Raw genomic sequence first — 21,692 nt, 5'->3', positions numbered from 1 at the left:
TTCCTTTTATTTTTTAAATTAATAATCAAGTCATTATATTTTTTTAAGCTTAAAATAAAAGGAAATTGTATGATTTATTTTATTATTTTTATAAATTGTGTAGTTTTTACACTAGATTTATTTGGAATTTTTTCAGTGTTTAAATATAGTTTATTATTAAGTTCTAATCCTAAGATTTATTCTTTTTTTACTTATGCTTTTTTTCATTCAAATTTTGAACATTTATTTATGAATATGGCATCGCTATTTGCCTTTTATAAATTGTTATATTTTGTAAAAGAAAAAGTTTTAGTTTTTGTATATATTTTTTCATTAATTTGTGCTGCTATTGTGTATTATTTTGTAAATGTGCATATTCTTCATAATGATTTTATTATGCTTGGTGCTAGTGCTGGTGTATGTGCTATTATTGCTTATGCAAGTTTTATTTTGCGTGAAATTGGATTTTTATTTGCAATTTTATTGCTTTCTTTTGTAAGTATAATTTTAAACGATAATGTAGCTTGGAGTGCGCATATTTATGGAGCTTTTTTTGGAATTTTATGTGCATTTTTGCAAAAAAAATTAAAAAATCCTTGACAAAGGAAAATTTTTTAGCTAGTATTACAGCTTTTTAATTTGTCTTGTTAGCTCAGTCGGTAGAGCATTTCACTTTTAATGAAGGGGTCGTTGGTTCGAATCCAACACAGGACACCACTTAGGTCGCTTAGCTCAGTTGGTAGAGCGCCACCCTTACAAGGTGGATGTCATAAGTTCGAGTCTTATAGCGACCACCATTCTTTTATTTTGGTTGCGGCGGTAGTTCAGCTGGTTAGAATATCGGCCTGTCACGCCGGAGGTCGCGGGTTCGAGCCCCGTCCGCCGCGCCATTTAAGCTTTTTAAAATTAAATAATCATAACATAAAGTAGAATGAAAAATAAGCTTGACTTACTTTTCTTGCTTTTGTTGTAAAAGCTTAAAATCTTTATTTAAAATAAAGATTTAAGACCTTCTAATTTAAAATTCCATTTTATTTCTGTGAATTTTTTTAGTAATTTTGCACTAAAACCACTAAATTCTTTATCTAAAATATATGCAATTGCATTTTGATTGCTAAGTGAGCATACGCTACCTTTATCAATATAATTAAATTCTTTAATTTCGTTTTCGTTGTTTAAAAGAATTTTATTAATGCAGTTTGCTAAGTATTCTCCTTGTTTGCAGGCAATTTGTGCTGTTGGTGCAAAGGGGCGTTCTTTATTCATTATTAGTGAGCAATCGCCTATTACATAGCAGTTTTTGTTTTCTTCACATTGTAAGAATTTATTTACTAAAACTCTATTATTTTTGCTTGCCATAAAAGAGTTATTTATAACTTCATTTCCTTTTACACCAGCTGTAAAGATTATATTTTTTGATACAATAAAATTATTTTCATCATTTAAAAATAATTTATCTCCTTCTTTTTTTATGATTTTATGAGAGCTTAAAATATTAACCCCTAGTGATTCAAGGTATTTTCTTGCAACTTGTGCTAAACTTTTTGGATACATAGGTAAAATCTCATCCATAGCCTCAACTATATAAATATTTGCTTGATTTTTTAACATAATTGCAAGAGAAGCGCATAGCTCAATTCCGCTAAAACCAGCACCGCAAATTACGATATTTTTATAACTTTGTTCATCTTTTTGTATATTTTCATAAATTGTTTTTTGTGTTAAAAGTGCTTTTTCGTAATCTGAAATTTCATAGCATTCATCAAGCCCACTTATACCAAATGTATTTTTATTTGCTCCTAGCGCAACGACAACTTTATCGTATGATAGCTCGTTGTTTTTACAAATAATTTTATCTTCTTGAATACTTATTACTTCATCTTGAATAAATTTGACTTTAGCAGGAAGAATTTTATTTAATTCAATTTTTATATTTTTTCCTTCTTCCTTTGCTGCAATTTTGTGCAATTCTGTAGTTTTATAGTGATAAGAATTATTATTTACTAAAATAAATTCAGCATTATCAAGACTATATTCGTTTAAACTTTTAATCAATGATAAATTAGCATATCCTGCTCCAAGTAGTATAATTTTTTGCATTTTTTCTCCTTTATTTTAATTCTAATTTATATATGTTTTTATTTATATCTAAAGAGTAATCATACAAGCCATTTAGGGTAAAAACAACCCTGTAAAAGTCTTGATGTACGCCAAAATCAATCTTTTTAAGATACAAGTTATTTTCTAAAATTTTACTATCGTTTTTAAGAGTAGTTGTTATTTGAAAATCAAAAACTAAGCGATTAGGATTTTTTAGCATAAATCTTCTTAGCAATTTAAAATACGAATTAATTGTTATTATGTTATCTTTTATTTCTAAAGACATTGCATTGTTCATATAAGTAAAATCACTTTGTTTATCTGCTTTATTTTGTATTGTTTGTTGTTGTAAATTATCTTCATCTTTGATTATTTTTTCCTGTAATAATTCTTTATCATTTTCTTTATTTTGCTTAATATTTCTTGATTTTTCATAATTATTTTTATTGATTAAAGAATAAATTTCATTAAAATTAACACTTTCATTTATGTTAATTTTAAAGTTTCTTTCATTGGCGTTTAGGTCAATATAGTTAAAAGTAATGCTTTTTAAAATTCTTGCATCTTGCGGGAAAGAAAAATTAATTTCATTTAAAAATTGTTTATTTTCAATCATACTAGGTTTGTTTAAAAAAATTATAGGTGAAAAAGGGTTTTCTCTAGCTAAAAGAAAGATATTAAGCATTATTAAAAAAAATATTTTTTTCATTGATTTATCGCCTTTTTAAAATGTTCTCTTAATTTATCCATATTAATATAAAATTCTTTCATTAACACTAAGGCTAGATATCTAGCAAAAAATGTAGTGTTTATTATATTATTTTTAGTATTTGTTATATTTAAAAACTCAAGAGCTTTATAATTTATACCTAAATGCTTGATAATATCGCAATTATAAGCTTTATTTAATTTATTAATATCAACACTACCTGAAAAAAATTCACTTAAAAATACATAATCAATCACATCTTCATTTGTAAAATCAATATAAGAGATATTTGCATTTTGCTTTGTGTTTATTAGTTTTTCATATTCATCAAGACAAAAAGCATTAATTAATAATTTATTGTTTTGAAAGCTAAATGCTCCACTTCCAGCTCCAATATATTCATGATGAGTGCTTACATATTCATCATTAAAAGAGTTTTTGTTTTTTGAAAAAGACCAAGCATTATTTTGCTTGTAATCGCTAAATTCATCGCAAATTATTTTATAAAATAAATATTCATTATCCTTTGCACCTTGTCCAAATTTTGCTGCGATTGCCTTTTTTGTTATATTTGATTTCATAAGCGGATAAAATGTTATTTGCTCAGGATTTAAACTTTTTGCAATATTTATATTATTTAATAAAATTTCTTCATTTTCAAAAGGAAAATTAAAAATTAAATCAATGCTAAAAGTAGGTAGAATTCCTATTGCCTTTTCAAGTTTTTTAATAAGTTGTTTTGAATTACCAAATTTAGCTAAGCGAGAAGTTTTTTCTAAAATATCATCATTAAAACTTTGTACTCCGCAGCTTAATCTATCAATATAACCTTTAAACATTTGAAGTTTATTTTCATCAATGTGGTTTGGGTCGCTTTCACAAGAAATTTCTTTAATAGGAAATAATTTTTTGCATAATTGTAAAGTTATTAATAATTCTTCTTCATTAATTAAGGTTGTACCACCGCCAACATAAAGCGTATTAAAGCTATAACCTAAAGAATGTAAAAGTTCTAGCTCTTTTCTTAGAATTTTAAAATATTGCTTACACTTGCTTTCTTCATAAGCAAATTTATGAAAAGAACAATAAGTACAAAAAGTATGACAAAAGGGAATATGAATGTAAAGCATAGTATCTTTGCTTGCTTGCTTTTCAATCATCACATCATTTTTTAAAATAAATTTTTTTTCTAATTGTTTTTTAATGTAATAACTTGAATAAGAAATTATAGACTTTTGCAACAAATTCATAAGATTTCCTTAAAAAAGATTAAAAAAAGATTTATAACAAAATAAATCAAATAAACAATTCTTTTATATGATTAAGTGTATTTATTTGCCTTAAATAATAAAACACTTTAAATATAAATAGTATTAATTGTAATGATTTAGCCTTTAATGTTTATTTGCTTAATTAAATTCCTTACAAGCGTGATTGTATATTTGAATTAAGATAAAGTGCAGCATTTTTTGCTTTTAAAATTAACTTTGTATTTAATGCTTTTAGCTTATATTCGCTAAGTTCTTTTTTAGAAAATCCACCTTCAGGGCCTATTACATAAAGTTTTTTATTATCAAATTCGCAAAGTTCATTAGCACTAAAATCAATTAAACAAAGCTCGCCTTTAGCATCTTTTAAGCTTTTTAAATCTTTAAAAACTTCAATTTCTAAAATATCAGCTCTAGCGCACTGCATACTAGAATTAATTAAAATTCTTTTTGCTTTATTTTGTTGTTTTTCATCAAATTTAATGTTTTTTTGAGAATAATCGCAATAAACTAAATAAAGTTTGCTAAGTCCAAGCTCATTTAAATAAGGCAAAATTTCATACAAGCTATCAAGCTCAATCATAGCTAAGGCAAGATGGGTAAAAGCATTATTATTTACAAAATCTTTTTTACTAAGAAGCTGCAAAATGATTTGCCTTTTTTCAAAATTAATAATTTTATATGAGTATAAAAAACCATCTAATTTGCTTATATTTACTATATCATTTACCTTTTGTCTTCTTGCTTTAAAATGAGATAATTCTTTTATTATTATTTGCTCATTTCCAGCATTTTCATCATAATAAAATAACACTTATGCTTCCTAATAATTTAATAAATTCAATAATTAAGGCGTATTTTTTAAAATCCTTTACTTTTTTTTGCTTTCTTGTTTTTTTAAAAAGAATAAATTCATAAATACTTAAAAGCAAAATTAATATAAAAACTAAGCTATATTTAAAAGAATAATTATCAAAATGTTTAAATGCTTCAAGTAAAATTCCTGTAAAAAAACAAGCCGCTAAAACAGAATAATAAAGCGGTAAAAATACTCTAATTCTAAAAATATAAGAATGTGCATCTTTAAAATATTGAGTAAAAAACAAATATAAAAACTCTAAAAAAAGTAAAAAATATACAAAAAATATGTGAATGCTAATAAAATCGCTCATTTATACTTCCTTAGGGTTAATAAAGCTATTTGAATTTAGTATTTTTGCTAATAAATTATCGTTTTCTTGATTGATTTCATCGCTAAATTTAATTTTATTTAAATCATAAACGCATTCGCCATTTTCATCAAACACATCATCAAATTCGCACTGTGCAAAGCCAGTTCTTGTTTCGTTTAATCTAATTGAGTTTATTTTTATTTTGTCTTCATTATTTTGAGTTTTAGTATTTTGTAAAATTTTATAAATAAGTGCATAAAAAATAATGCTTAAATTTTCAGCACTAATATTGCAAGGCAAACTTATCCATCTTAATGAATGTTTTTTAATATCGTTTATGTAATTTATATCATCATTTTCCCAAAGGCAAATGCTATGGTCAAAGGCGTCAATAATTTGCTTTATTTCTTTTTTTAGTAAGCCAAAATCATAAACCATTCCAGCATTATCAAGCCTTTTAGCGCTAAGGCAAAGTAATAATTTGTAAGAATGCCCGTGAATGCTTGTTTTACAGCGTTTTGAGCTACAATTTCTTACAATATGTGCATTTTCAAATTCAAATAATTTTCCTATTATCATACGCCCTCTTTATCATCATAAATTCTAATGTGCAATCTATCAGAATAATTAAAACTATGTTTTACACAAAGTTCAAAAACCTTTTTTGCATTTAAACTAAGCTCTTTATTAGTTGAGCCCATCGGCATTAAATATACACTAGTATCTTTAAAATCATTAATAATTTCATAAAGTTCATCTAAATCTTTTTCATCATTAATTACAAATTTAAAAAAGGCTTTTTTTGAGTTTTTAATTATACTAAAAATCGCATCTTTATTAATTCTAAGTTCTTTTTTAACTCCAGAATTTGCTAATTTTACCCCCATTGCAAAATAGCATTTTTTGTAAAAATCATATTCTTTTAATTTAATACTAGCATTGCTTTCAAACTGCACATCGTAATTTAAAGTTAAAAAAGAAAGCAATTTTACAAATTCTTTATCATTTTGCAAAAGTAAAGGCTCTCCACCAGTAATTACTATTAAAGGATTGGATTTTTGTTTTTTTACCAAAGCAATAAGTTCATCTGCGTTATAATCAAAATAAGTATGCAAGTAAGCCTTAGTTTGCACGGCTTTAATGGTATCGCAGCCTATAAAATTATCTTTTTTTACACCAAAACCAGTGCAATTAAAATTGCAACCTGCAAAGCGAATAAAAAAAGCATATCTACCGCTAAACATTCCTTCAGCTTGTATGCTTAAAAAGGTTTCAACTACTTTCATTAGCCACCCGTTTGAGAAAAAGAACGAGCTGATTTTATATTACTTTGCCAGCGGTTTTTTTCAGGCTTGTTTTCTAAAACATTGTTTAAAATTTCTAAGGCTTTGTTTATATCATTATTTCTAATTGCGTTTTTAATACTCATTGCCTCATCAAAATATAAACAAGGTATTAAAAAACCTTCTGCACTAAGCCTAATTCTATTGCAACTTTCACAAAAATCGTGTTTATGAGGATTTATAATACCAAAAATATATCCATCATCTAAACAAAATAAACTCGCAGGAGAATTTGCTTCTTTAAAACTTGGGGTAAAATTAAATTTCTTTTTTAAAATAGTAATTATTTCTTCAGTATCTAAGCCTTTTAATTGCCCATAAGCGTGTTCATTTTCCATAAATTCTATAAATCTTATTTGCATATTTTTACTTTTTGCAAATTCTAATAAATCACACAATTCATCGTCGTTTATATTTTTTAAAGGAACGCAGTTTAGTTTTACTTTTAAGCCAACTTTTAATGCTTCATTAATTCCATCAATAACCACATCAAGCATATCTATTTGAGATATTAATTTCGCTCTTTGAGGCTTTAAGGTGTCTAAGGATACATTTATTCTTTTTAAACCTGCATCTTTTAAGGCTTTTGCTTTATCTTTTAATAAATATCCGTTTGTTGTAAGTGCTAAATCTAAATCACTTTTATAATCAGTAAGCATTTTTATAAAAATTTCCAAGTCACTTCTAACAAGCGGTTCTCCACCAGTTAAGCGTATTTTATCAACGCCTTTATCTATACATAATTTTGCAAATAAAAATAATTCTTCATAACTTAATAAATTTTCTTTTGCTTGATAGGTAAAAGGCACCTTAGGCATGCAATATAAACATCTAAAATTACATCTTTGAGTTAAAGAAATTCTAAGATAATTAATCTTTCTTCCATATCCATCAATTAGCATTTATTTCCTTTAAATTGTTTTTAAGATTATATTAATTACTTGCGGACTTTTTCTCAAAATCTTAGCTATTTCTTCTATGCTTTTACCTTCTTGGTGCAGTTTGTAAGCTAGAATTTTATCTTCTTCTTCATCTACCTTTAAACTTGAATAAGAATTACGAATTTGATTTATTGTATCATTTGTTTCAACTTGATTTTTTTCAACATCGCTAACTGCTTTATAAACACCATTTAAGCTATAATCAATATCGTTTAATCTTTCATCTATTATTGAGTGAATTAAGTATTCACAATTTTTAATCATATCATCATCAAATTTATTTTTTGAGTTATTTTGTAATAGCTTTATGTTTGTGTTTAAAGATTCTAATTCTTTTTTTAAATTATGTATGTTTTTTAAATTATTATCTAAAGTTTTACAAATTCCTTCAATTTTATCTTCGTAATCTTTATTTATTAATCTTAAATATAAGAATAAAACAGCTATTAAAACCATAAAAATAAAATATATTATCATATCAATTGTCATTGCTTTGCCTTATTTGAAATTATACTTCTTTGCACATCTGCTACAAATCTATCCAAAACCTCTGCATCATATCTTTTAATTTTAGTTATTTTTAATACATTAGTGCTAATTGCTTTTGCAAAAATACAAATTACTATATCATTTAAATATAATCTTAAATAATAGTTATTATCTATTTTTACTTCATCTTGTATTTTAATTTGCTCATAATCAAGCTGAACACTCATGGTAGTAGTGCTTAGCTTTATAAAATTATTATTTTTAACATCAATTATCATTGATAGGTCTTTTTTGATATCACATAAAAGCTCAAAAAGCAAGGCTTCTTCTTTGCTAAATTCAACTCTTGCTGCTTTGTGCATAAATTCTTTTAAACCTTTTTGATAATTAACACTATTAAATTCTTGTAAGAAAAGTTCATTATCGTCAATATTTAAGTCAATTTTTATTCTTGCTTCATACATTAAAAAGTTTCCAATCAAGTAAAAATATTATTAAAAATAAAATACTAACTAAAGCATTAATATCAAAAAAGGCTCTTTGAATATGTTTTGTATCTTTTCTAACTATTAGATGCTCTAAAGTTAAAAGTAATGCTATTATCATTAAACCAACATAAGCAACCTTTCCTGAATGAATGCTTACAAAGAATAATAACCAAAATAAAACTGCAAGTAAGTGAAATATAGCAGCTATAAACAAAGTAGCCTTTGCACCAAAACAAGCTGGAATGGAAAATAGTTTATGCTCTTTATCAAATTCCATATCTTGCAAAGCATAAAGACAATCAAATCCAGCAGTCCAAAAACAAACAGCAAAACACAATGCAAGTGAATACACGCTTATGCTTGAGGTTAATACCAATTCTCCTGCAATACAAGAAAAGCCAAGACATAAGCCTAAAATAATATGTGCTAAATAGCTAAATCTTTTAAATAAAGAATAACTTGCAAGTAGTATTAACACAAAAAATGACAAATAAAAGCAAGTGATATTTATAAAATATGAAAAAACAATAAATAAAAAAGCATTTACAAAGATAAAAATACAAAGATTAAATCTTCCTATTCTACCATCTACGCTTGGGCGATTTTTTGTTCTTTCATTTAAAATATCAATATTTGCATCTAAAAATCTATTTAAAGCCATAGCATATGAGCGTGCAAAAACTGCACAAAATATAGCTAAAATAAAAGGTATAATAACATTAAAAAAACTTAAATCATATAAACGAATAGCACTAAGCATAGAAACTAGCAAGAACGGTAACGCAAAAATGCTATGCTTAAACACTATTAAATCCAAAATATTTTTAAATTTTTGCATATAAAATCCTTTAAAAGGTTTAGTTTATACAAAATTAATTAAGGAGCATTTAATGAAAACAATAGCTATTTTAGGAACAACTGCAAGTGCTAAAAGTGCTTTATCCCACGAAATAGCGTTAAAAAATAATATGGCGATTTTAAGCCTTGATAGTTTATGTATTTATAAACAATTAAATATTGTTAGTGCTAAGGTTGATAAAAAAATGCTAAATGAGCTTAGCTATTTTGGAATTGATATTATTAATCTTGATAGCGAATTTAATGTAGCTTTATTTTTTAATGAATATTTAAAAGCTAAAGAGCATTGTATAAAACATAATAAAGATTTATTAATTTGCGGCGGAAGTGCTTTTTATTTGTATGCTTTAATGCAGGGTTTAGCGCCTAAAATTGAAGATGTAAAAATTGATATTAGCTTTGATGAAATTTATAATTTAATGCAAGAGCTTGATAAAGAAAGTGTGATTTTAAAAAACGATAATTTTAGATTACTTAAGTGGTATAGTATTTATAAACGCACAAATGAAATTCCAAGCCTTTGGCTAAAAAATAATACTAAAAAAGCTTTAATTAGCGATATTGATATTTTTGAATTATGCTGGGAAAAAGAACTTTTAAATGAAAGAATAGTGCAAAGAACAAATAAAATGTTTGATGATAATGTACTTGATGAGGTTATAAATCTTTATAAAGAATATAAAGATGTAAAGGCATTACAATGTATTGGCGCAAAAGAAATAATACAATATTACAAAAAAGAAATAAAAAGCATTGATGAATTAAAAGAATTAATCGTAATTCACACAAGACAATTTGCAAAAAGACAAAGAACTTTTAACAATAAATTCCTAAGAACAAAACTAAATATTAAATCAGAAAAAGACTTGCAGCAAATATACAAATACATATAAGAATTTTAAACTTAGTTTAAAATTCTTGCAGATTTATTTATTTAAAGCTAAAGAAAAATTCTTAATTTGTATTAATTTATTTCTTAAATCTTTTTCAATTTCAGGGGTTATGTATTTTAATAATTCAAATGTATCTTCATAGCAAAAATGCAAATTATTAACTTGATTAACCTGTGTATTTACTGGTGTATTTACTTGATTAAAGCTAGTAGAAGTTAAATTAGCATTATGTCTTGATTTATTAATTTGCTCTTTAATTAGCTTTTCATCAATTAATTCATTAAAAATATCAACATATTTGCTAGGAATCATACCACGAGTAATCCATCTTGCAATTGCTGTTGTTTGCAATGAAAAACCATATTTTTGCTTTAACAAATCACAGAGTTCTTGATGTGTTTTTAAGCCTAGTAATTTTTTTACATTCCTAACTTCTCCTTTGGCTTTTATCCTAGGGTTGTTTGAATTAAGTTGTCTATCAGCTTCTTTAATAGCTGCTATTGTGAGGTTTTTTTGCTGTTGAGCGATTAGCTCTTCTTTACTTGGCTTCATTTTTTACTCCTTCTTGTAAATAATTTGTTAATTATTCCCTTTTATTTTTAACAAAAAATAACAATGCAGGCATAAATACATATCCAAACATCATAGAAATGATTGCGTAGTAGTTAATTGAGTTATCTATGCTAAATTGTTTTACCCAATTAAATTTTATTAGTAAAAATATAGATAAGGCAATAGATAAAATAGAAATTAGCACATCAGTAACAAAATTCTTTTTAGCACTTTTAATAATTTCTTCTTTATTTTTTCCATAATAAAACATAATTACACCAAGTGGAACTAATAAAAATTGAATAAAACGAGAAATAGAGCTAATAATTAAAATACTAACGATATTATAAGCAAAAGAAATAGGTATTAAAATAGCTAAAAATATTGTAATTACAAAGGCTATTAGTGGGAAATTATTGCTAGTTCTTTGTGCGATAAAATCAGGAATTTGTTTTTCATTAGCTATTGCTTCAAGTATGCGTGGCGTGTGAAAGGAAGCCGCAACATTAATACCAAACATTGAAACCAAAGAACCCCAAAAAATAATTTGCTTAATAAGCTCATTTTCAAAAACAGATACTAAAACCACCGTCTCATTTGATTGTATTAAATCTTTTGGATTTAGCATTAAACATACTAAAATAATTCCAATATAAATAAAAGCTACTATTAAAATAGCAAGTGGTATTGCTTTTGGGAGATTTTTTTCAGGCTTTTGCATATCATTAGCACCACTAGCAACTGATTCAAAACCTGTAAAAGCATAAAAAGCAGCAATCATCGCACCAACAAATAATTCTACATCCATATCAATTTTTAATAATTCATTTGTTTTAGGATTTACAATGCTTTCAATATCATTAAAATGATTAGGCGCTCCAAGCATTATAGCTATAAAACCAACTGCGATAGTAACTATTAAGGCTAAAATTTTACCTATTGCTGAAAGGCTATTTATAAATTTAAAAACTTTACTGCCTGCTATATTTATTAAAAATAAAACAAACATTAAAACTAAAAAACCTACAGTTACAAGAAAAAAATTATGTTCATTTAAATAATTTTTCTCGATAAATAATCCTAGTACGGTTTTTACAACAGCAGTAGCCATAACTCCCCAAGCAATAGCAGCTGCAAAAAATCTTGTAATACCAACATAAAAGCCAACATTAGCACCAAAAGCAGCCTTTGCATAAGCGTAAGCTGCACCTGCTTTATTTACATATTTTGCAGCACTAGCAAAACTAATTGCAAGTATAGCAGCAAAAATAGCAGCAGCAAAATAAACAACAGGAGCGTATTTTCCAGAGCTTAAAACAACAGCTGAAGGAGAAAGAAAAATTCCTGAACCAATAATTGAATTTATTGTTAGTAAAACAATAGAAAAAAATCCTAATTTTTTTGCATTTTCATTACTCATTTTTTTGCCTTTTGTATTAATGTTTGAAAAATTTTATTCATATTAATATTGCTTTCATGCAACATTTCAGGGTGCCATTGAAGGGCTAAAATAAAATCATGCTCTTTGCTAAAAACCCCTTCAATAATATTATCTTTTGCTAGAGCGCATACTTCAAAATTGCTAGCTAGTTCTTTGATTGCTTGATGATGGAATGAATTTACCATAATTTCATCTTGTCCAAAAATTTCTAGTAGTTTTGAGCTTAATTTTACACTATGAATTTCTTCTTTTGGGTCTTTATCTTGAGAATGCTTTATGGTGTTTTCAAGGGAATTTATATCTTGATAAAGAGTACCGCCAAAATAAACATTTAAAATTTGCAACCCCCTGCAAATACCTAAAATAGGTATATTTTTTAAGATGGCATATTTTATTAATTTTAATTCATACTCATCTCTTTTTGTACATATTTGACCTAGATTTTTACTTGCTTCTTCATTGTAGAATTTTGGATTTACATCATACCCGCCTGATAAAATTAAAGCATCAGCTATGCTAATTTGGGTTTTTATGCTTTCTTCATCATCAACTATTGGAAGAATAATTGCACAGGCATTGTTTTTTTCTATTGACGAAATATAATCACTATTAATATAAGTTCTTTCATAACCTGCAAAGTTGCCGCTACTATCTTTTAAAATATTAGAGCTTATTGCTATTATTGGTTTTTTCATCTTCACCCCTTTTGCGATTTTAATAAGCTAAATATTGTAATGGATTTTTTTGCAAAATATTATAATTTTTACCATTTTTATGAAAAAATGTTTAAAAATGTTACAAATTTACTTTTTTTCTAAGAGATTTTTTACAAATTCTAAGGCGGCTTTATCTAAACTTCCATCACTTATCATTCTAGCTAATTCTTTTTGCACTTCTTCGCCTTGAATGCTTTTTGCAGAACTTTCATCGTTTATTTTGCTAACTAAAATATGCTGATTAGCCTTAGCGCAAATATATGGCATATGAGTAATTGCAAAAATTTGAAAATTATTAGCAAGTTTTTGCAAGACATTTGCTATGCTTGCTGCTTCTTTACCGCTTAAATTTGCATCAATTTCATCTAAAAACAAAATACCATTAAATTCGCTTAATCTATTAGCAAATACGCATAAAAATGCAAGCCTTAATCTATTTAACTCCCCTGAGCTAACTTCTTTAAAGCCAGCACCTTTTAAATCAATATTTAAAAGGCTTAAACCAGTGCTATTTAAAGTACATTTTGTAAGGTTTAATTTTAGGCTTTCTAAAAATAAATCCTTTAAGATATCGTTTATTTCTTTTTCTATTAAAATTAATTCTTTACTTCTTTTATCGTGTAAATAATTAGCAAGGGTATTTAAACTTTCTTTTATTAGCTTTATTTGGCTTTTTAATAAGGCTATATTTTCTTCTATATTTTCATATTCTTGTAGTTCTTCTTGTTTTTTTGCTAGTACTTCTTTTGCATTTTCTATACTTGAGTATTTTTTGATAATATAATTTAATTCTTCTAATCTATTTAAAATATATTCAATATCATATTCATCATTAATTTGCTCTGCTTCATAAAAAATGTTATTTAATTCATACATTGTATTTTGAAAAAATTCATTATCAATATCAAGTAATTTTAAAAGCTCATTTACCTTATTTTCATAGTGTAAAATTCCTTGACACTGCTCTAGGATATTACTTATTTTATCTTGTTTTGATAATTTGCTTTTAATGGCTAGTAGTTCATCATATTCGTTTTCTTTTGGATTTATTTTTTTTATTTTTTCAATTTCAAATTTTAAAAAGTCTCTTAAGTCATTTATTTTATCTTCATCTTCGCTTAATTGCTTTAGTTTATTTTCTAGCTCGTTTAATTTTGAAAAATCTTCTTTAAATTCATTTAATATTTTATTAAATTCACTATCTTTAATTGCTATTGATTTGTCTAATAATGCAAGTAAATAATTAGGCTCAAAATCATCATAATTTCTCGCACTTAAATAGCGAATTTTATTGGCCAAAATTTCATTAATTAGTTTTTTGCTAACTGCTTGTTCGTTGATAAAATACCTTGTTTGTTTATCTTTTTTTACTCTAAAAACATTTATTTCATCACTATCTATTAAATCACTATTTAATTTATCATTTACGCTTACTTCTAGTAAAGCAGCATTGCTTTCTGCCATTGCAAAGGCTGCTAAAATACTTTTAAAAATCACACTTTTTCCAGCTCCGCTAACTCCGCTAAAGCACACTAGGCCATTTTTAAATTCTAAACTTAAATTCTTAAAGCTTAAATTATCTTTAAAATAAATTCTTTCAATCATTTTCACCCCAATTTAGCTTATCTTTTAAAACTTGAAAATAAGAACGGTTTTTTGCTCTTAATATATTCGCTCTTGTTTTGCTTAAGCCACAAGATATTTTATAAAATTCATTAGCCTTAAAAAGTTCTTGCCCATCAATACTTAAAGAGCAGTTTTTGCTGCTTAATTCTATAAAAAAACTTTTTGGTAAAATTATTGGTCTTTGGGTTAGAGAATGCGAACAAATTGGAGTTAGGCTAAAAACTCTACTTTGCGGATAAATTATCCCACCACCAGCACTAAGATTATAAGCAGTTGAACCAGCTGGCGTGCTAATAATTAAACCATCAGCGTGATAAGAATTAAAAATTTTATCCTTAAAACTTGCTTTAATATCAGCCAATAATAAATGCTCTTCTCTATTTAGTACAGCATCATTAAAAGCATATCTTTGTATTACTTGCCCATTGTTTAAATAAATAAAAATACTTAATAAAAATGGTCTTTCAATTTTATAATTATTATTTTTTATATCAAGTAAAAAATCTTTTAAATTACAAAGTTCAACCTCGGTTAAAAAGCCTAAATTACCACAATGAACTCCTAAAACAGGTATATTTGTTTTAGCAAGCATTCTACAAGCAGAGATTAAATTGCCATCTCCGCCTACAGAAATTACTAAATCTATGTTTTCTAGGTCAAATTTTTGTATTGTATTTGTGTTTTTTTGCAAAATATAATCAATTTTTTCACTTTTTAAAATTTCACAAATTAGTTTTAAATAAGGGCTATCTTCTAGACTTTGTTTATAAAAAAGAATTATTTTTTTTACTTGCATAAATTCTCTTTTTAAACATTAAATCTAAAATGCATTACATCACCATCTTGAACTACATAATCTTTGCCTTCAAGGCGTAATTTTCCTGCTTCTTTAGCCTTACTCTCACCACCGCAATTAATGTAGTCTTCATAGCTAATAACTTCTGCTTTAATAAAACCTTTTTCAAAATCATTATGAATAACACTAGCAGCACGAGGGGCTTTATCACCTTTATGAATAGTCCAAGAGCGTACTTCTAGCACACCAGCGGTAAAATATGAAATTAGGTTTAATTTTGCAAAAGATGCTTTAATTATAGCATCAAGTCCGCTTTCTTCAACACCTAATTCTTTTAAAAACTCATTAGCTTCGTCGCTTGGCATATCAATTAAGTCTTCTTCAAGCTTAGCGCATAATTTTAGCACTAAGTGATTGCTTTTATTTGCATATTCTCTTACTTGCTTTACATATTCATTATCGCTTGTTAGCTCATCTTCACTTACATTTACACCATAAATTACTTCTTTAGCACTAAGCAGTCTTAATTCTTTATTTAAAGCTATAAATTCATTTGAATCTTTATTTGCAAATTCACTTGCTAATTTGCCTTCTTCAAGATGAATAAGCAAATCTTCAAGCATTTGTAAGCTTTCTTTTGCACCTTTTACATTTGCTTTTGCTTCTTTTGCTAATTTATCTTTTTTCTTAGTAAGTTGCTCTATATCAGCTAAGATTAATTCAAGATTTATAATTTCAATATCTCTTATTGGATTTACACTGTTTTCTACATGAATTATATTATCATCATCAAAACATCTTATAATGTGTAAAATTAAATCACATTCTCTAATATTTGCAAGGAATTTATTTCCTAAACCTTCTCCTTTACTAGCTCCTTTTACAAGCCCTGCAATATCAACAAAATCAACACTAGAATACATAATTCTTTCAGGCTTTACAATTTTAGCTAATTCATTTAGTCTTACATCAGGCACATTTACACTAGCCTTATTTGGTTCAATGGTGCAAAATGCGTAGTTTGCAGCTTGTGCATTTTGCGTTTTTGTAAGTGCATTAAAGGTTGTACTTTTGCCAACATTAGGTAATCCAACAATTCCTACACTAAGTCCCATTATTTTTTCTCCATTTTTCTTTTAATGTTTAATAAATCAATTATACACATTCTAAGCCCTGCAGCACCAGCTCCATAAGAATTCTCTCCCCAGTCTTTTTCAACATAAGCAGGTCCTGCAATATCTAAATGCAGCCATTTATCTTTATATTCTTCTTTAATAAATTCTCCTAAGAATAATCCAGCTGTTATTGCTCCACCGTATCTTGATGATGAGGTGTTTGAAATATCTGCTATTTTACTCTTGATTAAACTTGCTAAATGCGGGTTAAAATGTAAAATGCAAGCATATTCTCCACTTCTTTTTGAATGAGCATAAAATTCATTTTGTAAATCTTCATTATAGCCCATAATAGCACTTGTGTATTCTCCAAGCCCTACAACACAAGCTCCTGTTAAGGTTGCTAAATCTATTAAATAATCAGGTTTTAAATCTTGCGCATAACTTAGACAATCAGCTAAAACTAAGCGACCTTCAGCATCAGTATTTCTTACTTCAATACTTACTCCCTCACGGCTAATAATTACATCATCAGGCATATAAGCTTTTTCACTTATGCAATTTTGTGCAGCTCCGATGATAGCGTGAATTTCAAAAGGTAATTTTAGTTGGCTTGCTGCTTTAATAATTCCTAAAACAGCAGCTGCACCGCTTTTATCTGATTTCATTGTTAGCATATAATCAGCTGGTTTTAAGCTAAGTCCGCCTGTATCATAAACTAAGCCCTTTCCAACATAAACTATTTTTTTAAGAGCTTTTTTTGGCTTATAGGTTAAATGAATTAATCTTGCTTCATAAGCACTTGCACGATTAACTGCTAAAAAGGCATTCATATTTTCTTTTTTAAGATAATCGTCTTTATAAACTTTAAGTTCTAAATTATTTTCTTTTGCAAGTTTTTTAGCATCTTCTTCAAAGCTTTCTTGGGTGTAAGTGCTTGGAATTTCATTTACAATATCTTTTACATAAGCACTTGAATCAGCTAGTATTAAAGCAAGATTTGCTCCTTCTTTTTTATCTTCATCTTCTTGTGTATTAAGAATGATTTTTTCAATATTTATTTTTTTCTTTTCTTTTTGATATTTATTAAACTCATATAAAGCACTGATTGCACCATAAATAATAGAATAAACACTGTTAAAATGGCAATCAATATTTATATAATCAATTTTTACTGATTTTATATTTAAGTATCTTATTTGCTTTATAGCTTGAGCTATCGTGCTTGTAAGAGCTGCGTAAGTTAATTTAGGACTTAGAGCTAAATAAAGTTTTGAATTTGCAATATCAAGGCAAGTTCCTTTATGCTCATATTGCATTAGTTTAAAAAAATCTTTTTTTTCTTTTTTGATTTCATCGTTTAAAAATATTATTTCAAAATCTGCTTTTTTATTAAATTCTACTTTCATTTTTTTCTTTCCTTTCTTTTCTTAATAATCTGTTTTCTAGTTTTTTAAAAGCATAAATTATACTGCTTAAAAATAATACAATTATAATTATTGCTAAATACCAATGTTCTGCTGCCCAATTTATAATAATCCAAATTTCATTTCCAAAAATATAAGCTAAGGTAATTGTAATTGCTGCCCAAACTTGAGCGCTTATAAAATTAATAAGAGCAAATTTTTTTGAACTATAACCTGTTAAACCAATGCTCATAGGAATAATTGTTCTAAAACCATACATATATCTTTGAATAAAGATTATTGGCCATCCATATTTTTGTAATAAAAGTTGAGCGATAGCAAATTTTCTTTTTTGCTTTGAGAGTTTTTTTCTAATATAATTTTTAGAATACCTTCCAATATAAAAATAAATCTGATCTCCAATAAATCCGCCACAACCTGCAATAAATGTTATTAAAACTATATGAATATGTCCGCCATGAGCTGCTAAACCAGCTAAAATTAAAGCACTTTCTCCTTCAAGCATACACCATAAAAATATAATTATTGAAGCTAGAATTATTTTTTCTGAGAATAAGGTCGTAAGAAAGTTTTCAGGGTCTGCAAAAAAATCGGTTAAAAAGTTAATGATTATATCCATTTTAATCCTTTAAAACACAATAAACTTCTTCGCACTCATTTTTGATTTTATTAAGTCCATTTAAGTTTATATCTAATAAAAAATAAGCACTTATTTTATTTGCACCTGCTTGTTTTAGTAGTTTTATTGCTGCATTTGCTGTGCCGCCTGTTGCAAGTAAGTCGTCCATAAATAAAACATTTGCTTTTTTGTTTGAAAAAACATCTTTTTTTATTTGTAAATAATCAAAACCATATTCAAGTTCGTATTCTTGTGTGTAGCATTCTCCTGGTAATTTACCCTTTTTTCTAATTAAAATTAAAGGTATATCAAAGATACTAGCAAAAATACTAGCAAAGATAAAACCTCTGCTTTCAATCCCTACACAATAATCAAAATTATGATTTTTATAATGCTCTTTTAAATCGTTTTTTAATAATTTAAAACCTTCTTCATCAGCTAATAAAGTGCTAATATCTGCAAATAAAATACCTTCTTTAGGAAAATTAGGGTATCTTTTTATTTTTTCATTCAATGCTTTTTTTATATCCATCTTTTATCCTTATAATAAGCTTTCAATTTTTGCTTCTAGTTCTTTTATCTTAGAACTTAGTTTATTATTTTCCATACGATATTGAGAATTTCTTGTTCTTAAGCTTGTAAGCTCGTTTTTAGCCTTATCTAATTCATCATTTAAAATATCAATATTTCCAAAAGAGCGTTGCAATTGAGTTTGTAACTTTCTCATAACTACTTCAGTATCGCTAAAATTATTATTTAATAGCGTTTTTGATACTCTTTCTTTTTCTAGTAATGCTTTGTAATAATAAGTCATTACTATAAAATATATGCTAATACATACTAAGATTGTAGTTATAAACCAAGGTAAAATCATAATTTATCCAATTTCTCAACTCTAATAGTATGCCTATTAGCTGCAAAAGTTGTATTTAAAAATGTCTTTATCATATCTTTTGCTAGTTCAAAATCACAAAATCTAGCACCAATACAAAGAATATTAGCGTTATTATGCTCTCTTGCTAGTTTTGCGTATTCAACACAATGGCATAAAGCAGCCCTTATGCCTTTGTGCTTGTTTGCTGCTATACTCATACCAATTCCACTACCGCATAGTAAAATCCCAATACTGTTTTCATCCATATTTTCACATACTTTTTGTGCGTAATCAGGATAATCAACGCTATTATTATCGTTTGTTCCATAATTTATACATTCATAGTCTTTTTGAAAATATTCAATAAGCTGCATTTTTAATTCACTTGCTGCGTGGTCGTTTGCAAACAATAATCTCATTTTATGCCTTTATAATTTCATTAGCAATTTTATCTGCTTCAAAACCAAAATGTTTAAACACATCTTTTTCTTTTGCACTTTCTCCAAAACTTTGCATTAAAAAGCACTTGCTTGCATATTTGTAAAGCTCATTACTTGCAGCAGCTTCTATTGCTATTACCTTTTTATCTTTTAAAATTTTATTTTTAAATTCACAACTAGCTTTATCAAATAAATTAAAGCAAGGCATAGATAAAACACTTGTTTTTATACCTTTTTCATTAAGAATTTTTGCAACATCAATAGCAAGTTTTACTTCGCTACCGCTTGAAATAATTAAATGCGTATAATCTTTTATTTCATAAGCAAAATAAACCCCATTTGAAATATCAGGAATGTAATTTATCGCATAATTTGTATTTGACCTTGAAAGTACAAAGGCACTTGGAGATTGATGTTTTAGTGCAATTTGCCAAGCTGCAATATTTTCAGCCATACAAGCAGGGCGGAAGGTAAGTAAATTAGGGATATTTCTTAAGGTGCTTAATTGCTCTATTGGTTGATGTGTTGGTCCGTCTTCTCCAACTCCAATACTATCATGAGAAAAAATATAAAAATTCTTAAGTTTCATCAAAGCGCTAAGTCTTAAAGCTGGTTTTAAATAATCGCTAAATACTAAAAAAGTAGCACAAAAGGCTAATAGATTACATCTTGCAAAAGCGTTTATAATAGCTGCCATTGCGTGTTCTCTAATACCAAAATGTATATTTTTACCATTTTCGTTAAAGCTTGCAAAGGCTTTTAAATTTGTTTTATTAGATGGTGCTAAATCAGCACTTCCACCTAAAAAAGTAGGGATAGAATTTGCTAATTCGTTTAAAATAATTTCATTTGTATTTCTAGTTGCATCCATTTTATTTAAGTCAATTTTGCTTAAATCGTATTTAATTTCTCCGTTTAAAGCTTTGTAAAAATCATTATTTTCTACTTTAAAATTAGTAAAAATTTCATTTGCTCTTGCGCTCATTTTTGCTAATTCTTCTTTTACTTCTAAATCAATATAAAATTCTTCTACAGGATAAGCTGCATTTTGCTTTGCTCTAATGCTTAATTCTTCTCCTAAAGGTGCTCCGTGCGATTTTTCACTTCCTTGCAGTTCTAAAGCTCCATTTGCTATGTTTGTATTTGCCAAGATTAAAACAGCCTTGTTAGCATTTTTTGCACTGAGTAAGGCTTGATTTATTTGCTCATAATCGTGTCCATTTATCTCAATTACCATAAAATCAATGCTACTAAATCTAGCTTTTATATCTTCATTAAAAGTTATGTTTGTTTTACCTTCAATGCTTATTTTATTGCAATCATAAATTAAAATTAGATTATTTAATTTTTGACTTTGAGCTAAAGAAAGTGCTTCATAACTAATACCTTCTTGTAAATCTCCATCTCCACAAAGACAATAAACTTTAGAACTTAAAGCCTGATTTAATTGTGAATTTATAAATTTAATCGCCATAGCATAACCAACAGCATTTGCAATACCTTGACCTAGTGGCCCTGTTGCTATTTCTACACCTTGGGTTGTTATTTCAGGATGACCTGGTGTTTTTGAGCCTAATTGACGAAAATTTTTAAGTTCATCTAAGCTAATATCAAATCCGCTAAGATGTAAAAATGAATAAAGCAATGCACTTGCATGTCCGCCTGAAAATATTAATCTATCACGGTTTAAATGCTCTGGATAATCCTTGCTTATATTTAAATGAGTGCTTAAAACGCTTAAAATATCGCTAAGTCCCATACACACACCTGGGTGACCACTATTTGCCTTATTAATCATATCAACGCTTAAAAATTTTAAATTGTTAGAAATTTTTTGATAATTCAT

Annotated in this window: 25 protein-coding genes and 3 tRNA genes; 5 read left to right on the top strand and 23 right to left on the bottom strand. The window is 26.9% G+C overall.

Annotated elements, in window-relative coordinates; genetic code table 11:
- Positions 1 to 69 precede the first annotated feature (69 nt).
- From CCANL266_RS07270 to CCANL266_RS07255, 4 genes are all read left to right on the top strand, one after another.
- The gene (locus CCANL266_RS07270; RefSeq protein WP_172233454.1) at positions 70 to 579 is read left to right on the top strand and encodes a rhomboid family intramembrane serine protease; all 510 of its coding nucleotides are present in this window, start codon (positions 70 to 72) and stop codon (positions 577 to 579) included.
- A gap of 41 nt (positions 580 to 620) precedes the next feature.
- A tRNA-Lys gene (locus CCANL266_RS07265) sits at positions 621 to 696 on the top strand.
- A gap of 4 nt (positions 697 to 700) precedes the next feature.
- Positions 701 to 776: transfer RNA gene (locus CCANL266_RS07260), tRNA-Val, on the top strand.
- 16 nt (positions 777 to 792) lie between these two features.
- Positions 793 to 869: transfer RNA gene (locus CCANL266_RS07255), tRNA-Asp, on the top strand.
- Positions 870 to 969: 100 nt separating this feature from the next.
- Here CCANL266_RS07255 and CCANL266_RS07250 read toward each other — a convergent pair.
- From CCANL266_RS07250 to CCANL266_RS07200, 11 genes are all read right to left on the bottom strand, one after another.
- On the bottom strand, positions 970 to 2,079 hold the full coding sequence (locus CCANL266_RS07250) for an NAD(P)/FAD-dependent oxidoreductase (protein ID WP_172233452.1): 1,110 nt from the start codon (positions 2,077 to 2,079) through the stop codon (positions 970 to 972).
- 10 nt (positions 2,080 to 2,089) lie between these two features.
- Entirely contained in the window at positions 2,090 to 2,788 is a 699-nt protein-coding gene (locus CCANL266_RS07245; protein WP_172233450.1) for an AMIN domain-containing protein, read from the bottom strand.
- Positions 2,785 to 4,038, bottom strand: a complete 1,254-nt coding sequence (locus tag CCANL266_RS07240) for a coproporphyrinogen III oxidase family protein (protein WP_172233448.1) — start codon at positions 4,036 to 4,038, stop codon at positions 2,785 to 2,787. The genes CCANL266_RS07245 and CCANL266_RS07240 overlap by 4 nt, the downstream gene beginning before the upstream one ends.
- 172 nt (positions 4,039 to 4,210) lie before the next feature.
- On the bottom strand, positions 4,211 to 4,870 hold the full coding sequence (locus CCANL266_RS07235) for an RsmE family RNA methyltransferase (RefSeq protein WP_172233446.1): 660 nt from the start codon (positions 4,868 to 4,870) through the stop codon (positions 4,211 to 4,213).
- The gene (locus tag CCANL266_RS07230) at positions 4,854 to 5,228 is read right to left on the bottom strand and encodes a hypothetical protein (RefSeq protein WP_172233444.1); all 375 of its coding nucleotides are present in this window, start codon (positions 5,226 to 5,228) and stop codon (positions 4,854 to 4,856) included. Before CCANL266_RS07230 ends, CCANL266_RS07235 begins: the two co-directional genes overlap by 17 nt.
- Entirely contained in the window at positions 5,229 to 5,807 is a 579-nt protein-coding gene (locus CCANL266_RS07225) for a 6-pyruvoyl trahydropterin synthase family protein (protein ID WP_172233441.1), read from the bottom strand.
- Positions 5,804 to 6,514 carry a 7-carboxy-7-deazaguanine synthase QueE gene (locus tag CCANL266_RS07220; RefSeq protein ID WP_172233438.1) on the bottom strand — a complete coding sequence of 237 codons (711 nt, stop codon included), beginning with the start codon at positions 6,512 to 6,514 and terminating at the stop codon, positions 5,804 to 5,806. The genes CCANL266_RS07225 and CCANL266_RS07220 overlap by 4 nt, the downstream gene beginning before the upstream one ends.
- Positions 6,514 to 7,473: a GTP 3',8-cyclase MoaA gene (gene moaA, locus CCANL266_RS07215; protein WP_172233435.1), complete on the bottom strand. Its 960-nt coding sequence runs from the start codon at positions 7,471 to 7,473 to the stop codon at positions 6,514 to 6,516. Before moaA ends, CCANL266_RS07220 begins: the two co-directional genes overlap by 1 nt.
- A 9-nt stretch (positions 7,474 to 7,482) precedes the next feature.
- Positions 7,483 to 8,001: a helix-turn-helix domain-containing protein gene (locus tag CCANL266_RS07210; protein ID WP_172233432.1), complete on the bottom strand. Its 519-nt coding sequence runs from the start codon at positions 7,999 to 8,001 to the stop codon at positions 7,483 to 7,485.
- Entirely contained in the window at positions 7,998 to 8,465 is a 468-nt protein-coding gene (locus CCANL266_RS07205) for a hypothetical protein (RefSeq protein ID WP_172233429.1), read from the bottom strand. The genes CCANL266_RS07210 and CCANL266_RS07205 overlap by 4 nt, the downstream gene beginning before the upstream one ends.
- Positions 8,458 to 9,327 (bottom strand): UbiA-like polyprenyltransferase, encoded by an 870-nt coding sequence (locus tag CCANL266_RS07200; RefSeq protein ID WP_172233426.1) that lies wholly within the window; start codon positions 9,325 to 9,327, stop codon positions 8,458 to 8,460. The genes CCANL266_RS07205 and CCANL266_RS07200 overlap by 8 nt, the downstream gene beginning before the upstream one ends.
- A 52-nt stretch (positions 9,328 to 9,379) precedes the next feature.
- On the opposite strand from CCANL266_RS07200, the gene miaA reads away from it, so the two are divergent.
- Positions 9,380 to 10,240 carry a tRNA (adenosine(37)-N6)-dimethylallyltransferase MiaA gene (miaA, locus tag CCANL266_RS07195; RefSeq protein WP_172233423.1) on the top strand — a complete coding sequence of 287 codons (861 nt, stop codon included), beginning with the start codon at positions 9,380 to 9,382 and terminating at the stop codon, positions 10,238 to 10,240.
- 33 nt (positions 10,241 to 10,273) lie between these two features.
- Here miaA and CCANL266_RS07190 read toward each other — a convergent pair whose 3' ends face one another.
- The 12 genes from CCANL266_RS07190 to CCANL266_RS07135 all read right to left on the bottom strand — a co-directional run bounded on the left by CCANL266_RS07190 (position 10,274) and on the right by CCANL266_RS07135 (position 21,692).
- Positions 10,274 to 10,792 (bottom strand): hypothetical protein, encoded by a 519-nt coding sequence (locus CCANL266_RS07190; RefSeq protein ID WP_172233420.1) that lies wholly within the window; start codon positions 10,790 to 10,792, stop codon positions 10,274 to 10,276.
- A 31-nt stretch (positions 10,793 to 10,823) separates the two neighbouring features.
- Positions 10,824 to 12,212, bottom strand: a complete 1,389-nt coding sequence (locus CCANL266_RS07185) for an APC family permease (RefSeq protein WP_172233417.1) — start codon at positions 12,210 to 12,212, stop codon at positions 10,824 to 10,826.
- Entirely contained in the window at positions 12,209 to 12,928 is a 720-nt protein-coding gene (locus CCANL266_RS07180) for a gamma-glutamyl-gamma-aminobutyrate hydrolase family protein (RefSeq protein WP_172233414.1), read from the bottom strand. The genes CCANL266_RS07185 and CCANL266_RS07180 overlap by 4 nt, the downstream gene beginning before the upstream one ends.
- A gap of 108 nt (positions 12,929 to 13,036) precedes the next feature.
- Positions 13,037 to 14,554, bottom strand: coding sequence for an AAA family ATPase (locus tag CCANL266_RS07175; protein ID WP_172233411.1), 1,518 nt, complete (start codon positions 14,552 to 14,554; stop codon positions 13,037 to 13,039).
- A complete protein-coding gene (locus CCANL266_RS07170) occupies positions 14,547 to 15,371 on the bottom strand; it encodes an NAD(+)/NADH kinase (RefSeq protein ID WP_172233408.1) in 825 nt (274 codons plus the stop codon). Before CCANL266_RS07170 ends, CCANL266_RS07175 begins: the two co-directional genes overlap by 8 nt.
- An 11-nt stretch (positions 15,372 to 15,382) precedes the next feature.
- On the bottom strand, positions 15,383 to 16,486 hold the full coding sequence (gene ychF / locus CCANL266_RS07165) for a redox-regulated ATPase YchF (protein WP_172233404.1): 1,104 nt from the start codon (positions 16,484 to 16,486) through the stop codon (positions 15,383 to 15,385).
- Positions 16,486 to 17,895, bottom strand: a complete 1,410-nt coding sequence (locus CCANL266_RS07160; protein ID WP_172233400.1) for a leucyl aminopeptidase — start codon at positions 17,893 to 17,895, stop codon at positions 16,486 to 16,488. Before CCANL266_RS07160 ends, ychF begins: the two co-directional genes overlap by 1 nt.
- On the bottom strand, positions 17,879 to 18,532 hold the full coding sequence (locus CCANL266_RS07155; protein ID WP_172233397.1) for a DedA family protein: 654 nt from the start codon (positions 18,530 to 18,532) through the stop codon (positions 17,879 to 17,881). The genes CCANL266_RS07160 and CCANL266_RS07155 overlap by 17 nt, the downstream gene beginning before the upstream one ends.
- A gap of 1 nt (position 18,533) precedes the next feature.
- Entirely contained in the window at positions 18,534 to 19,064 is a 531-nt protein-coding gene (locus tag CCANL266_RS07150; RefSeq protein ID WP_172233393.1) for an adenine phosphoribosyltransferase, read from the bottom strand.
- A 9-nt stretch (positions 19,065 to 19,073) separates the two neighbouring features.
- Positions 19,074 to 19,406, bottom strand: coding sequence for a hypothetical protein (locus CCANL266_RS07145; protein ID WP_172233391.1), 333 nt, complete (start codon positions 19,404 to 19,406; stop codon positions 19,074 to 19,076).
- Positions 19,403 to 19,825, bottom strand: a complete 423-nt coding sequence (gene rpiB / locus CCANL266_RS07140) for a ribose 5-phosphate isomerase B (RefSeq protein WP_172233389.1) — start codon at positions 19,823 to 19,825, stop codon at positions 19,403 to 19,405. The genes CCANL266_RS07145 and rpiB overlap by 4 nt, the downstream gene beginning before the upstream one ends.
- Position 19,826: 1 nt before the next feature.
- Positions 19,827 to 21,692: a transketolase family protein gene (locus CCANL266_RS07135; protein ID WP_172233387.1), complete on the bottom strand. Its 1,866-nt coding sequence runs from the start codon at positions 21,690 to 21,692 to the stop codon at positions 19,827 to 19,829.

The sequence above is a fragment of the Campylobacter canadensis genome (assembly GCF_013177655.1).
Classification (GTDB): domain Bacteria; phylum Campylobacterota; class Campylobacteria; order Campylobacterales; family Campylobacteraceae; genus Campylobacter_E; species Campylobacter_E canadensis.
The sequence above is the reverse complement of the archived record's forward strand: the minus strand, read 5'-3'. Positions and strand labels throughout refer to the sequence as shown.